Genomic DNA, 14,228 nt, shown 5'->3' on the forward strand with positions numbered 1-14,228 from the left:
CATGATCGTTACTGATTCAGCGTCGAACAAAGATCATTTTTCCCGGCCGCGGGGCCAACCGCCCGCCCGGTGGCGCCATCCCATATGCCGTGATGAAAACCTCCACCTCCGCCGCGGCGCTCGCCGCCGCGATCGCCGTGCCGGTCCTGCTGCTCAGCGGGTGCGGCTCCTCCGGCGACACCAAGGGGTCCGGCGCGACCTCCACTCCCCCGCCCGCCTCGACGTCCGCCGAGGCGACCCCCTCCGAGTCGGCCGGGAAGCCGACGTCCGGGGGCCGACCGTCCGGCAACGCCCAGGCCCCGCAGGCGACGGGCAAGGCCGTCAAGCTCCCGGTGACCCAGGAGGCGATGCTGGCCATGCCCGACCTGTACTTCGAGAAGGTCTCCTCGCAGTACCCCAACGCCAAGCGGAACATGGTCGTCGGGCCGAAGAACACCCTGTTCGGCAGGGTCACCACCGCGAACGGCGTCTTCACCTATGCGGTCGCCGACATGAGCATTCGCGGCAACGCCCTGTCGACCCAGGACGGCCCGCACGTGTGGCGCCGCGGTGCCGACACCGACTGGGAGTACGTGGGCGAAACCGGCGGGAACCTCTGCGGCCAGGTGCCGCAGGCCCTGGTCAAGGTCTGGGGCAAGAGCTGCGGCTGACCCCACCGTGACCCGCGTCCGTCAATGATCGACGCCCCCGGCCGCAAGCCGGGGGCTTACCCATGCCCGCGACCGGTCCCTCGGCGGGTCGCTCCGTCCGGCCTGACAGGGACCGGCTTGACAGGGGGTGAGCCGTAGCCGAATACTCGGATCCGAGTGATAGGAGGCGAGCATTTGAGTGAGAGCGCTCGACGCAAGGTCTCCAACCCGCTGGGGCTGGCGGTGCTGGGCCTGCTGCTGGAGTCACCGGCGCACCCCCACGCCATGGCCGCCACGCTGCGGGAACGCGGCATGGACCGGGCGTTCAAGGTGACCACTGGCTCCCTGTACGACGTGGTACGGGCGCTGGAGAGGGCCGGATGGATCGAGGCGCGCGAGACGGTCCGGGTCGGGGCCCGGCCCGAGCGGACCGTCTACCAGCACACCGCGCTGGGACGGCGGGAGTTCGTGCGCTGGGTGGACGAGCTGATCCGGCGTCCGGCCGACGAGTACCCCCGGTTCCTGTCGGCGGTCAGCTATCTCGGCGCGCTGGGGCCGGAGGGTGCCGTGGCCGCGCTGCGGGAGCGGGCCGAGCGGGTCCGGGCGTCGCTGGAGGAGATCCGCCGGGAGCACCGCGCGGTGCTGGAGTCCGGCGCGGTCCCGCGCCTGTTCGTGGTGGAGGCCGAGTACGCCGTCCGCGTGCAGGAGGCCGAGCTCGGCTGGCTGGAGGAGATCGTCGCCGACATCGAGGCCGGCCGGCTGGCCTGGCCGGACGCCGTCGCCGGCTGGGTCCGCGCCGCGGAGTCCCGATGAGGGCGCGGGACATGGGAAGCGTCGGAGGTTCGATGAGGGTCATGGTGGCCGGGGCGGGACCGGCCGGTCTGATGCTGGCGGCGGAACTCGTGCTCGCCGGGGCCGAGGTCACGGTGGTGGACCGGCTGCCGCGGCGCTCGCCGTACTGCCGGGGGTTCACCCTCAACGCCCGCAGCCTGGAACTGCTGGACCGGCGCGGCGTCGTGGACCGCTTCCTGGCCGAGGGCCCGACGGTGCCCTACGGCATGTTCGCCGACCCGAGCCGCCCCCTGGACCTGTCCGTGATGGACACCGACCACCCCTACACGCTCGGCATCGCCCAGACCCGGGTCGAGGAGCTGCTGGAGGAGTGGCTGTCCGAGCTGGGCGTGACCGTCGCCTGGGGGCACGAGGTGACCGGCTTCGACCAGGACGGCGACGGGGTCGAGGTGACCGTCCGGACCGGCGGCGGGCACGAGCGCGTCCGGGTCGACTACCTCGCCGGTTGCGACGGCAGCCGTAGCCTGGTCCGCAAGCACGCCGGGATCGGCTTCCCCGGCACGCCCGCCACCGCGTTCGGTCTCCTCGCGGACGTGGAGACGGCCGGCCCCTCCGCCCTGCCGTTCGGGGCGACCGAGGGCGAACGCGGCACGGTGTTCGTGATCCCGCGCCCCGGTCACGTGCGGATCGTGCTCGACGAGCCGGTCCCGCCCGCCGACCGCGACGAGCCGGTGCGGCTGGACTATTTCCAGCGGGTGCTGGACGACATACTCGGCCGCCGGGTGGAGCTGGTCGAACCCCGCTGGCTCACCCGGTTCTCCGACGCCGCCAGGCAGGCGGACCGTTACGTCGCGGGCCGGGTCGTGCTGGCGGGCGACGCCGCGCACATCCACCCGCCCGCGGGCGCGGTGGGCGTCAACGTGGCGTTGGCCGACGCGGTGAACCTCGGCTGGAAGCTGGCGGCGACCGGGCTCGGGCACGCGCCGGACGGCCTGCTGGACAGCTACCACCGGGAACGGCACGAGGCGGGGGCGCGGGTGCTGCGCACCACGCGCGCGCAGGCGCTCCTGGGGCGGCGGGACCCCGGCGTCGAACCGCTCCGCGAGCTGCTCGGCGAACTGGCGGGCCTGCCGCCGGTCGGCAGGTACCTCGCCGAGCTGACGACCGGGGTGAGCACCCGCTACGACCCCGGGATCCCCGGCGACCATCCCTGGCTGGGCAGGCTCGCGCCCAACCTGGAGCTGGTCGCCGGCGGCGGGCGCACCAGCGTCGCCGAGCTGCTCAGGCCCGCCCGCCCGGTGTTCCTCACCACGGGGGCCCGCACCCTGCCCGAGAACGCCCGGCACCGGGTGGACGCCCACCGCGTCCACTGCCCCGAGCGGCCCGACCTCGAAGCGGTGCTGATCCGCCCGGACGGGCACACGGTGTGGGTCTCCACCACGACCGACCCGCAACCGGCCGACGCCCTCACCACCGCACTGGCCACCTGGTTCGGCGTCTGAGCACGTTCCCGGAGGTCCGGCCGCATCGGGCAAGGCATCGCGGTGCACCCGAAGGCCGCCCCGGAGGCATGACCGCGGACGGCGGAGCGGGCACCGGCCGTCCTCGACGCCGGGCGGGACCGGCGGCGCCACAAGCGCGGAGCGGCCGTCCGTCCCGGTACCGACCGCATCGGGCAGAACATCGCGGTGCACCCGAAGACCGCCCCGACGGCGTGACCATGGACGGCGAAGCTGGCCACCTGGTTCGGCGCCTGAGCACGTTCCCGGAGGTCCGGCCTGGACGCGGAGCGGCCGGTCGTCCCGGTGCCGACCGCATCGGGCAGGGCGTCGCGGTGTTCCCGAAGGCCGCCCCGGCGGTGTGACCGTGGACGGCGGAGCGGGCGCCGGCCGTCTTCGACGCCGGGCGGGGACCGGCGTCACGACGAGCGCGGTGCGTCCACCCGGCCATGGGCGCCCTCCTCGTCGCCTCCCGCCGGGGGCGTTCAGGCCGCCGCGTGGAGGGCGACAATACGGTTGCCGGGGAGCCGGGGTGCGGGGATAGGTTCATGATCATGGATGAGAGCGAACTGCTCGCCGTTTCCGGCGGCCCCGTCACCCGGAGCCGGATCGGCCATGACCTGGCCGAGCTCGGTCTCGGCGACGGCGACGTCGTCATGTTCCACACCCGCATGTCCGCCCTCGGCTACGTCGCGGGCGGACCGCACACCGTCATCGACGCCCTGCGCGACGTGGTGGGGGCGCGGGGCACCCTGATGGTGACCTGCGGCTGGAACGACGCGCCGCCGTACGACTTCGTGACCTGGCCGCAGGCCTGGCAGGACGCCCTGCGCGAGGAGCACCCCGCCTACGACCCCGACCTCAGCGAGGCCGACCACAACAACGGCCGCCTGCCCGAGGCGCTGCGCCGCCGGCCCGGGGCCGTCCGCAGCAGGCACCCGGACGCCGGCTTCGCGGCGCTGGGGGCGGCGGCGGCCGAGCTGATGGCCGACCACCCCTGGGACGACCCGCACGGCCCCGGCAGCCCGCTGGCGCGGCTGGTCGCCCGCGGCGGACGGGTCCTCCTGCTGGGCGCCCCGCTGGACACCCTGACGCTGCTGCACCATGCCGAGGCGCTCGCCGAGGCGCCCGGCAAGCGGTTCGTGGAGTACGAGCAGCCCATCCTGGTGGACGGCCGGCGGGTCTGGCGCCGTTTCCACGACATCGACTCGGAGAACGGGGCCTTCGACTACTCCGCCGTGGTGCCCGAGGGCCTGGATCCGTTCGAGGTGATCGCCCGGGACATGCTCGCCGCGGGAATCGGCCGGACCGGCAGGGTCGGCGCCGCCGAGAGCCACCTGTTCGAGGCCGCGCCGGTCGTCGACTTCGCCACCGCCTGGATCGAGGACAAACTGGGCGCGGCATAACGGGCGGACCTGGACGGGCGGGGCGGCCCCGCCCGTCCAGGTCCGCGCCGGGCGCCGCGTTCCAGGGCGTGTTCCCCAGAAGCCTCAGCCGCCGCGCGAGCGCGTGAACCGGCCGGTGGGGCGACGCCGGAGACGAGCCCCACCGGGAGGACCACGAAGCGACGCCTCGTTCGTCCGGGCACGGTCGCGGCGCGTGCCGCCAGGCGGACGCCGCGGGCCGGGGCGCCCGGACACCGCTCAGCTGACGCCGGCCTCCTTCATGTCGCGGAGCTCCCGCTTGAGTTCCTTGATCTCGTCGCGGAGGCGGGCGGCCAGCTCGAACTGCAGGTCGGTGGCGGCCTGGTGCATCTGCTCGGTCATCTGCTCGATCAGGCCCTCCAGCTCCTCGCGGGGACGGTCGCCGACCAGGTCGGCGGCGTGCCGGCCGGCCTTGCGGGAGCCCAGGCCGGGGACGGGGGCCTTGCCGCGGGACTGCTGGCGGCCCGCGCCGCCGATCAGGGTCTCGGTGTCGGCGTCCTCGCGGACCAGCGAGTCGAGGATGTCGGCGATCTTCTTGCGCAGGGCCTGCGGCTCGATGCCGTGCTCCTCGTTGTAGGCCCGCTGCTTGGCGCGGCGGCGGTTGGTCTCCTCGATCGCGCGTTCCATCGACGGGGTGACCTTGTCGGCGTACATGTGGACCTGGCCCGACACGTTGCGGGCGGCGCGGCCGATCGTCTGGATCAGGGAGGTCTCCGAGCGCAGGAAGCCCTCCTTGTCGGCGTCCAGGATCGCCACCAGCGACACCTCGGGCAGGTCCAGGCCCTCGCGCAGCAGGTTGATGCCGACCAGGACGTCGAACTCGCCGGCGCGCAGCTCGCGGAGCAGCTCGATGCGGCGCAGGGTGTCGACCTCGCTGTGCAGGTAGCGGACCTGGATGCCGAGCTCCAGCAGGTAGTCGGTGAGGTCCTCGGCCATCTTCTTGGTGAGGGTGGTGACCAGGACGCGTTCGTCGCGTTCGGTGCGCAGCCGGATCTCGTGGACCAGGTCGTCGATCTGGCCCTTGGTGGGCTTGACGACGACCTCCGGGTCGATGAGGCCGGTGGGGCGGATGACCTGCTCGACGACGTCGCCCTGGACGCGGCCCATCTCGTAGGGGCCGGGCGTCGCCGACAGGTAGACGGTCTGGCCGATCCGCCCCAGGAACTCCTCCCACTTGAGGGGGCGGTTGTCCATCGCCGAGGGCAGGCGGAAGCCGTGGTCGACGAGCATCCGCTTGCGGGAGGCGTCGCCCTCGTACATCGCGCCGATCTGCGGGACGGTCTGGTGGGACTCGTCGATGACCAGCAGGAAGTCGTCGGGGAAGAAGTCCAGCAGGGTGTTGGGGGCGCTGCCGGCGGGGCGGCCGTCGATGTGGCGGGAGTAGTTCTCGATGCCGGAGCAGGTGCCGACCTGGCGCATCATCTCGATGTCGTAGGTGGTGCGCATGCGCAGCCGCTGGGCCTCCAGGAGCTTGCCCTGGCCCTCCATCTCGGCGAGGCGCGCCTCCAGCTCGGCCTCGATGTCGCGGATCGCGCGTTCCATGCGCTCGGGCCCGGCGACGTAGTGGGAGGCGGGGAAGACGAACACCTCGTCGTCCTCGCGCAGCACCTCGCCGGTGAGCGGGTGCAGGGTCGCGAGCTTCTCGATCTCGTCGCCGAACATCTCGATGCGGACGGCGAGCTCCTCGTACTGCGGGATGATCTCGATGGTGTCGCCCCGCACGCGGAACGTGCCCCGGGTGAACGCCAGGTCGTTGCGCGAGTACTGCATCCCGACCAGGCTGCGCAGCAGCTCGTCGCGTTCGATCTCGTCGCCGACCCTCAGCTTGACGGCGCGCTCGACGTACTCCTCGGGGGTGCCCAGGCCGTAGATGCACGACACCGAGGCGACCACGATGGTGTCGCGGCGGGTCAGCAGCGAGTTGGTCGCCGAGTGCCGCAGCCGGTCGACCTCCTCGTTGATGGAGGAGTCCTTCTCGATGTAGGTGTCGGTCTGCGGGATGTACGCCTCGGGCTGGTAGTAGTCGTAGTACGAGACGAAGTACTCGACGGCGTTGTTCGGCATCATCTCGCGCAGTTCGTTGGCGAACTGGGCGGCGAGGGTCTTGTTGGGCTGCATCACCAGCACCGGGCGCTGGAGCTTCTCGACCAGCCAGGCGACGGTGGCGGTCTTGCCGGTGCCGGTGGCGCCCAGCAGCACCGCGTCCTTGTCCCCGCGCGAGATCCGCTCGGTCAGCTCCGCGATCGCCTGCGGCTGGTCGCCCGCCGGCGTCATCTCCGTGACGACCTCGAACGGCCTCGCCGTGCGCTGTAGGTCCGCTATCGGCCGCATCCGCGCCTCTCCCCCTGGTCGGTCGGGTCCCGGTCGGGCCCGCGCCATCCCACTTTATGCACCGGCTCCGACAGTCTCCGGCGTCCGGGTGTTCTTCGAGGTCACGACGCCGGGAGCGGGACGCGGGCGTGCAGCCGGTAGCCGCCGTCGCCGGTGGGTCCCGCCTCGAACGCCCCGCCCAGCGCGGTGACCCGCTCGCGCAGCCCGACCAGGCCGTTGCCGCCGCTCGGCAGGCCGTGCCGGGCGGGGGTGGTCGGGGCGTCGTTGCGGACCTCGACCTCGACGGCCTCGGGCAGCAGGTCCAGCCGCACGCAGGTGTCGGCGTCGCCGGCGTGCTTGTGCACGTTGGTCAGCGCCTCCTGGACCAGCCGGTACACGGTGCGGCCGACGGCGGCGGGCATGGGGCGCTCCTCGCCGGTCACCGCCAGCTCCACGCGCAGGCCCGCCGCGCCGGACTGGTCGACCAGGCCCCGGATGTCGGACACCGCGGGCGAGGACTGCGGCAGCGCCTCCTCGCCCTGCCGCAGCACGCCGATGACCTGCCGCAGCTCCTCCAGGGCCTGGCGGCCCATGTCGCCGATCACCGCGGCGGTCTCGGCGGCCCGGCGGGGGTCGCGGGCGGCGATCGCCTTCAGCGCCCCGGCGTGCACGACGATCACGCTGACGCGGTTGGCGACCACGTCGTGCATCTCGCGGGCGATGCGGGTGCGTTCCTCGGCGCGGGCGCGCTCGGCGAGCAGGTGCTGCTCGCGTTCCAGGCGGGCGGCGCGTTCCTGGAGGGAGGCCAGCAGTTGCTTGCGGGCGCCCATGTAGAGGCCGAGCACCACCGGCAGCGCCGTGAACGCCAGCCCGAACGACGCGTTGGCCAGCGCCGACACGTCCCGGGGGGCGGTCGCGCCGGGCACCAGCAGGCTCAGCAGGTAACCGGCGACCGAGATGATGATCACCAGGCCGCGGGGGGAGGCGTAGGCGCCCAGCGAGTACAGCACCACCAGGAACGAGAACCCGCCGCTGCCCATGGCCGTGGACACCACCGTCGTGATCACCGCCAGCGCGACCGGGTGGCGGCGGCGGGCCACCAGCGCCAGGGCCAGTACGACGTTGCCGGCGGTGGTCACCGGTCTGGGCAGCCAGAACTCCTGGTAGGCGAACCAGCCGAGCAGGCCGTCGCCGACGGCCATCCCGAGCGCGAGCGCGATGTCGAGGGCCCGGGAGCGTCGGGTCGCCCACCAGCGCGACCAGGGGTTCGGCCACCGGCCCGGCAGGTGCATGACCCGAGCGTAGCGTTCCATGGGGACCGGTACCGTCCGGGTCACCGGAACGCGATCAGCGGCCCGCGGCGGCGGTGAGCTCGTCCCACAGCGCGTCCACCCGCTCGCGCAGGGCCGCCAGCGACCCGGAGTTGTCGATCACGTGGTGGGCGACGGCGCGGCGCTGCTCGCGGGTGGCCTGGGCGGCGATGCGGGCGCGGGCGTCGTGCTCGCTCATGCCGCGGCGGCCGGTGAGGCGTTCCAGCTGCGTCTCGACGGGGGCGTCGACGACGACGACCACGTCGTACATCTCCGCCAGGCCGTTCTCGGTGAGCAGCGGCACGTCGTAGACCACGATCGCGTCACCCGGCGCGGCGTCCATGAGCTGCTGCATCCGCTCCCCCACCAGGGGGTGGACGATGGCGTTGAGGGCCTTGAGCCGGTCGGGATCGGAAAAGACGATCTTCCCGACCCGTTCCCGGTCCATGCCGCCGTCCGGCAGCAGGACCTGCTCGCCGAACTCGGCGACGACGGCGGCCAGGCCGGGGGTGCCGGGCTCGACCACCTCCCGGGCGATCCTGTCGGCGTCGATGACGACCGCGCCGTGCGCGGCCAGCCGGGCCGCGACCTCGCTCTTGCCCGATCCGATTCCACCGGTGAGTCCCACTTTCAGCACGGGCACCACCGTACTCACCCCGGGCCGGCGGCGGACGCCGGGCCTGCGGCGGGCGGCAGGGGCTTGCGCATGTGCACGAGGATCAGGTGGGCGGCGACGCGTTCGCGGTGGGTCTCGGCGTAGCCGAGCCGCCGGTACAGCCGCAGGTTGTCCTCCGACAGGTGGCCGGTGAACAGCACGCACGCGTCGGCGCGTCCGGCGGCCCGCTCCTCCAGGGCCCGCATGAGGGCCGCGCCGATGCCGCGCCCCTGCTGGTCGGGGACGACGACGAGCCGGCCGGCCAGGCAGGTGTGGTCGCTGAACTGGCCGCGGACGGCGCCGACCAGGCGGGGGCCGAGCATCGCCTTCAGCACGACCGCGTCGCCCGCCAGGACCTTCTGGTGCTGTTCCAGGGACTCCACCAGCGGCGGGATGAACGGGTCGCCGTACAGCTGCGCCTCGGTGACGTAGGCGGCGCGCTGCACCGTCATGATCTCGCCCGCGTCGGCGGGGGTCGCGGATGTGATCACGACCGGGGAGGGGCTCATGGCACGACCCTAACGGGCCGGGCCGTCCCCGGGCGTGGTCCGGGGACGGCCCGCCGCGGTCAGCGGCCGATCGTGGCGGTGACGGCGATCGGGAAGTGGTCCGAGGCCCGGGAGTCGCCGATCCGGAAGTCGGAGAACCGCACGTCGTCGGTGCCGAAGATCCAGTCGATGCGCTCGCCGCCGGGGGTGGTGGGTCCGAAGTCGCCGCCGATCGCGGCGTTGTGGAGCTCGGCGCCCATCCGGCCGATCTCGGGGCTGCCGGGCCCGGCGTTGAAGTCGCCGCCGATGACGGTGCGGGGCGCGCCGCCCCAGGCCCGAAGCAGCGCGGCGACCTCGCGGACCCGTTCGGGGCCGTCGTCGGCGCCGCCCTCCAGGTGGGTGGACCACACGTCGAGGGTGGTGTCTCCGACGCCGAGGCGCGCCCACACGTAGCCGCGGATCTGGGACCAGTCGCCGCGGGGCATGCGGCCGGTGCCGGACTTCCGCACCGGCAGGGTGGTGAGGATGGCGTTGCCGAACTGGCCGTCGGCGGCCGGGCCCCACAGCAGTTTCATGCCGAGCCGCCGCGACAGCCACACGCCCACGTCGGTGGTGCCCGACATCAGCGATCCCCGGCTGGTCTCCTGCAGCAGCACGACCTGCGGGCGCTGCGCCTCGATGGTCCTGGCGATGGCCTCGGGGTCGAGGCGGCCGGAGGTGTCGACGCCGTCGTGGATGTTGTAGCTGACGATGCGGACCTGGCCGGGGGCGGCGGCGGCCGGGCGCGCCCGCGTCTCGGGCGCGGCGACGGTGAACAGCAGGGTGCCGAGCAGCAGCACCAGGGCGGCGGCCCCGGCGGTGAGGGCCCGCAGCGGGGCGCGGGCGGGCAGCGGTCCGCCGCGCGCGGCGGCGATCGCGGCGAGCGCGCCCAGCAGGATGCCGGCCAGGCCGGGCAGCAGGTTGTTGGGGACCGGCAGCGGCTCGATGGCGCTGAGCTGGTAGGGCACCAGCACCACCGCGATCAGGAAGCCGCCGAGGGCCGCGCCGGCGTCGACGCGCCAGACGGGGCCGCCGGTCCCGGCGCGGCGCAGCGGGGCGCGGCAGGCGACCGCCAGCAGCCACGCCGCCAGCACCTGCCCGACGACCACCACGGGCACGATCTCGACGCCGGACACCGCGTAGGTCCCGGCGATGGTGCCCGCGCCGACGCCGAGCAGGGTGCCGCCGAGCACGCACACGCCGCCGGGCACGGCCCGCACGGCGAGCCCGGACGCCAGGAACGCCAGCGCCAGGCCCTGCCCGGTCGCGACGACGATGTGCGCGGCGGTCAGCGACAGCCAGCCCGACGACGCCACGAACGCCGGGCTGGACAGCACGAGGATCTGCACCGCCAGGAACGGCCCGACGGCCGCGCCGCCGAGGGCGTCGCGCCAGGTGAGGCCGGGGGCGGCGACGGGGCCGGAGGACAGTTCGCGGTACAGGGCGAGCGCGCCGAGCACGACGAACACCAGGCACGCCGTCCACGGCATGATCCCGGAGCGCCAGACCGGGTCCCAGGTCGCGAACGCCATGCGGACGGCGGTGTCGGCGGCCAGGCCCGCGACGGCGGCGGTGGCGAACCCGACGCCCGACAGGCCGCGCGCGGCCTCGTACAGCGCCGCGACCGCGATCATGCCGATGGCGGTGCCGAGGAACGTCAGCCACAGGTGCGGGCCGGTGGCCTGCACCACCAGCCGCACCAGGAACAGTCCGCCGACGCCGGTGAGCAGCAGGGCGCGGGGCCCGCCGAGGCGGCGGATCAGGGGCGCGGCGAACCCGGCCAGGTAGACCGCCAGCACCGCGAACGCGGCGGGGACGGCCCCGGCGGTGTCGCCGAAGTGGTTGAGCTGGGGAAGTGAGAACCGCAGGGTCTGGGCGAGCACCGCGACGGTGACGGCGATCAACACCAGTCGCGCCGGGCCCTGCGGGACGATGGAGGGACCGGACGCGGGGCCGCCGGTCTGGGTGCCTACCTGTGTGCTGGCCAATTGAACGAGTGCTCCCGGGGACGAGCTGGAGGCGTGCGGGGGTCGTGAAGGGTCGGGTTCCCGTCCGGGCGCGGGGAAAACGAGCACGGCCGGAGGTCGATCCGTGGATCGTCCTCCGGCCGTGTTCGTTCAGCCGCCGCCCCGCCGCGCGCCGCCGGTCAGCGGCGGGCGCGGTGGGTCCGGGTCCTGCTCAGCGGCTCACTGACCGCCGGAGAGCTTCTCCCGCAGCGCCGCGAGAGCCTCGTCGGTGGCCAGGGCGCCACCGGTGGTCTCGCTCTCGGCGCCACCGGAGTAGGAGGTCGGGGCCTCGGTGGTGCCGGCGCCCGTGGCGTCGGCCTCCGCCTCGGCCTTGCGGGCCTCCTCGATCTGCTTGCGGTGGGCGTCGAAGCGGGCGCGGGCCTCGGCGTACTGCCGCTCCCACGTCTCGCGCTGCTCGTCGAAGCCCGGCAGCCACTCGCCCGTGTCGGGGTCGAAGCCCTCGGGGTACTTGTAGTTGCCCTGCTCGTCGTACTCGGCCGGCATGCCGTACAGCGTCGGGTCGAAGTCCTCTTCCTCGATGCCGGCGGCCGACTCGTTGGCCTGCTTGAGGGACAGGCTGATCCGGCGACGGTCGAGGTCGATGTCGATGATCTTCACGAAGATCTCGTCGCCGACCTGGACGACCTGCTCGGGGATCTCCACGTGGCGCTCGGCCAGCTCGGAGATGTGCACCAGGCCCTCGATGCCCTCCTCGACGCGGACGAACGCGCCGAACGGCACCAGCTTGGTGACGCGGCCCGGCACGACCTGGCCGATCTGGTGGGTGCGGGCGAACTGCTGCCACGGGTCTTCCTGGGTCGCCTTGAGCGACAGGGAGACGCGCTCGCGCTCCATGTCGACGTCCAGGACCTCGACCGTGACCTCCTGGCCGACCTCGACGACCTCGGAGGGGTGGTCGATGTGCTTCCAGGACAGCTCGGACACGTGCACCAGGCCGTCGACGCCGCCGAGGTCCACGAACGCACCGAAGTTGACGATCGAGGACACGACGCCCTTGCGGACCTGGCCCTTCTGCAGGGTGTTGAGGAAGGTCTGGCGGACCTCGCTCTGGGTCTGCTCCAGCCAGGCGCGGCGGGACAGGACCACGTTGTTGCGGTTCTTGTCGAGCTCGATGATCTTGGCCTCGAGCTCGCGGCCCACGTAGGGCTGCAGGTCACGGACGCGGCGCATCTCGACCAGCGATGCGGGCAGGAAGCCGCGCAGGCCGATGTCGAGGATCAGGCCGCCCTTGACGACCTCGATGACCGTTCCGGTGACGATGCCGTCCTCGTCCTTGATCTTTTCGATCGTGCCCCAGGCGCGCTCGTACTGGGCGCGCTTCTTGGACAGGATCAGGCGGCCTTCCTTGTCCTCCTTCTGGAGGACGAGGGCCTCGACGTGGTCTCCGACGGCGACGACCTCGTTGGGGTCGACGTCGTGCTTGATGGAGAGCTCACGGGACGGGATGACACCTTCGGTCTTGTAGCCGATGTCGAGGAGGACCTCGTCTCGATCGACCTTGACAACGGTGCCTTCGACGATGTCGCCGTCGTTGAAGTACTTGATGGTCTCGTCGATCGCGGCGAGGAAGGCTTCCTCTGACCCGATGTCGTTGACCGCTACCTGCGGGGTGGTCGAGGTGGCCTCGGTGCTGCTCGTCATGTGTCGGCTGGCTCCGGATACGGACATAGTAGGTGTCTGGCTTTGCGCGGAGGGCTCTTTATCCGCCCTGCCGAGAACCGGATGGAACGCGGGAAACCCGAGGGAATCCCACGTTGGTGACCGAACCGATGTCGCCGACGAGACCGAGCGCGAGCTTGCTCCGTCCGAAGCGCGCGCAAGCCCACAGCGCAGCGATCAGGATATGGGACCAATCCCGGCTGGTCAATCGGAGCGGGCCGCGCCACGCCGGGCACTGTGCTCGACACGACGATCGGCACGACGGTCGGCGTGCCCAGGACTTGTCGCGAAGTGGGTCCCAGCCACGCACACGAGCGCGCTACCTGACCGGCGGGCCCGAAGCCGGAGGCGAGGGCCCGCCGGTCAGATCGCGAAGCGATGTCGCGCTCGCCAAGACCTGGTGAGGCGCGAGCCCCCGGGCGAGCGCCGTAGGCCAGGGCTTCTGAAATACAGCTACCAGACGCGGGCGCGGGCCCGGAAGTCCTTGGCCAGGCGCTCCTCGGCCGACCTCGGGATGGTGATCGCGTTGGGGTCGCCGTCGGAGGTGTAGCGCTCCTGCGGGTTCTTGTCGAGGTGGTCGAGCCAGGCCACCGAGCAGAACCGCTGGCAGTCGTTCTCCTTGATCTTGCCCTCGGAGCGGACCCGGGCGATCGCGAACCGGTCGAAGCCGGAGTCGAACGGCGAGGGCGACGGCTGCCATCCGGCCAGGAACATGCCCTGGAAGTCGTACCGGCCGTCCTGCTTGCGCGCCCAGTCCCGCTTGCGCGGCACCGAGCCGAACGGGTAGGCGAAGGTGGCGGTGTTCCGCCCGGTGACGGCGCGGAGCCGGTCCTCCATCCCGCCGATCTCCTTCTGGACGGCGGCGCGGTCCAGCCGGGACAGGTCGGAGTGGTCGACGGTGTGGTTGGCGATCTCGAAGCCGCGCGAGGTCAGCCACGCCAGCCCGGCGGCGGCCTGGTCGCCGAGGCCGAACAGGTCCTTGTTGGCGTAGAAGGTGGCCACCGGCCGGAACCCCGGGTGGGCCCGCGCGACCTCCTGGATGATCGCCACGGCGGTGTCGGGCTTGACGTTGCCCTGGGCGTCCAGGCCGAAGTGCCCGGGGGTGCTGTCGTCGAACGTCAGCACGACCGGGTGCCTGCCCGCCGGAACGTCGAAGCGCCCGCTGACGAACTCGGCGGCGGTGATCGGGACGTAGCCGCCCCTGGCGAGCCGGGTCAGCTCGTCGCGCAGCTCCTTGGTCGAGCGGTCCAGGGACAGCTGCGGCTTGGGCAGGATCCGGTGGTACATCAGCACCGGGACCCGGCCGAGCTCGTTGGCCTTGGCGGCGGCGGCCGCGGGCGGGGCGGGCGGCAGCGTCGCCGGGACCGAGGGGCTGGGCGGCGCGGACGGCGCCCGG

11 protein-coding genes are annotated in these 14,228 nt (G+C 73.0%); 4 read left to right on the top strand and 7 right to left on the bottom strand.

Translation table 11 applies throughout. The annotated features are described in order from the left end of the window. Window positions 1–92: 92 nt before the first annotated feature. The 4 genes from AKI01S_RS07880 (at window position 93) to aac(3) (ending at window position 4,326) form a co-directional block, all read left to right on the top strand. On the top strand, window positions 93–650 hold the full coding sequence (locus AKI01S_RS07880) for an RAD23 family protein (protein ID WP_067813395.1): 558 nt from the start codon (window positions 93–95) through the stop codon (window positions 648–650). 174 nt (window positions 651–824) lie between these two features. Beyond that, a complete protein-coding gene (locus AKI01S_RS07885) occupies window positions 825–1,442 on the top strand; it encodes a PadR family transcriptional regulator (protein ID WP_067813397.1) in 618 nt (205 codons plus the stop codon). Window positions 1,443–1,474: 32 nt separating this feature from the next. Further along, on the top strand, window positions 1,475–2,923 hold the full coding sequence (locus tag AKI01S_RS07890; RefSeq protein ID WP_067813399.1) for an FAD-dependent monooxygenase: 1,449 nt from the start codon (window positions 1,475–1,477) through the stop codon (window positions 2,921–2,923). Window positions 2,924–3,474: 551 nt separating this feature from the next. Next, window positions 3,475–4,326 (top strand): aminoglycoside 3-N-acetyltransferase, encoded by an 852-nt coding sequence (aac(3), locus tag AKI01S_RS07895; protein ID WP_067813435.1) that lies wholly within the window; start codon window positions 3,475–3,477, stop codon window positions 4,324–4,326. 237 nt (window positions 4,327–4,563) lie between these two features. Here aac(3) and uvrB read toward each other — a convergent pair whose 3' ends face one another. From uvrB to AKI01S_RS07930, 7 genes are all read right to left on the bottom strand, one after another. Then, window positions 4,564–6,675: an excinuclease ABC subunit UvrB gene (uvrB, locus tag AKI01S_RS07900; protein ID WP_067813401.1), complete on the bottom strand. Its 2,112-nt coding sequence runs from the start codon at window positions 6,673–6,675 to the stop codon at window positions 4,564–4,566. Window positions 6,676–6,776: 101 nt separating this feature from the next. Beyond that, a complete protein-coding gene (locus AKI01S_RS07905; protein WP_245681521.1) occupies window positions 6,777–7,967 on the bottom strand; it encodes a sensor histidine kinase in 1,191 nt (396 codons plus the stop codon). A gap of 34 nt (window positions 7,968–8,001) precedes the next feature. Beyond that, on the bottom strand, window positions 8,002–8,601 hold the full coding sequence (coaE, locus tag AKI01S_RS07910; protein WP_067813437.1) for a dephospho-CoA kinase: 600 nt from the start codon (window positions 8,599–8,601) through the stop codon (window positions 8,002–8,004). Between the two features lie 14 nt (window positions 8,602–8,615). After that, the gene (locus AKI01S_RS07915) at window positions 8,616–9,128 is read right to left on the bottom strand and encodes a GNAT family N-acetyltransferase (RefSeq protein WP_067813405.1); all 513 of its coding nucleotides are present in this window, start codon (window positions 9,126–9,128) and stop codon (window positions 8,616–8,618) included. Between the two features lie 59 nt (window positions 9,129–9,187). Then, window positions 9,188–11,134 (bottom strand): endonuclease/exonuclease/phosphatase family protein, encoded by a 1,947-nt coding sequence (locus AKI01S_RS07920; RefSeq protein WP_067813406.1) that lies wholly within the window; start codon window positions 11,132–11,134, stop codon window positions 9,188–9,190. A 198-nt stretch (window positions 11,135–11,332) separates the two neighbouring features. Continuing rightward, a complete protein-coding gene (gene rpsA / locus AKI01S_RS07925; protein ID WP_067813408.1) occupies window positions 11,333–12,814 on the bottom strand; it encodes a 30S ribosomal protein S1 in 1,482 nt (493 codons plus the stop codon). Window positions 12,815–13,285: 471 nt separating this feature from the next. Beyond that, window positions 13,286–14,228 (bottom strand): polysaccharide deacetylase family protein (locus AKI01S_RS07930; RefSeq protein ID WP_067813410.1); only part of this gene is annotated, 943 nt, incomplete at its 5' end.

The organism is Actinomadura kijaniata NBRC 14229 (genome assembly GCF_001552175.1).
GTDB classification, from domain to species: Bacteria; Actinomycetota; Actinomycetes; order Streptosporangiales; family Streptosporangiaceae; genus Spirillospora; species Spirillospora kijaniata.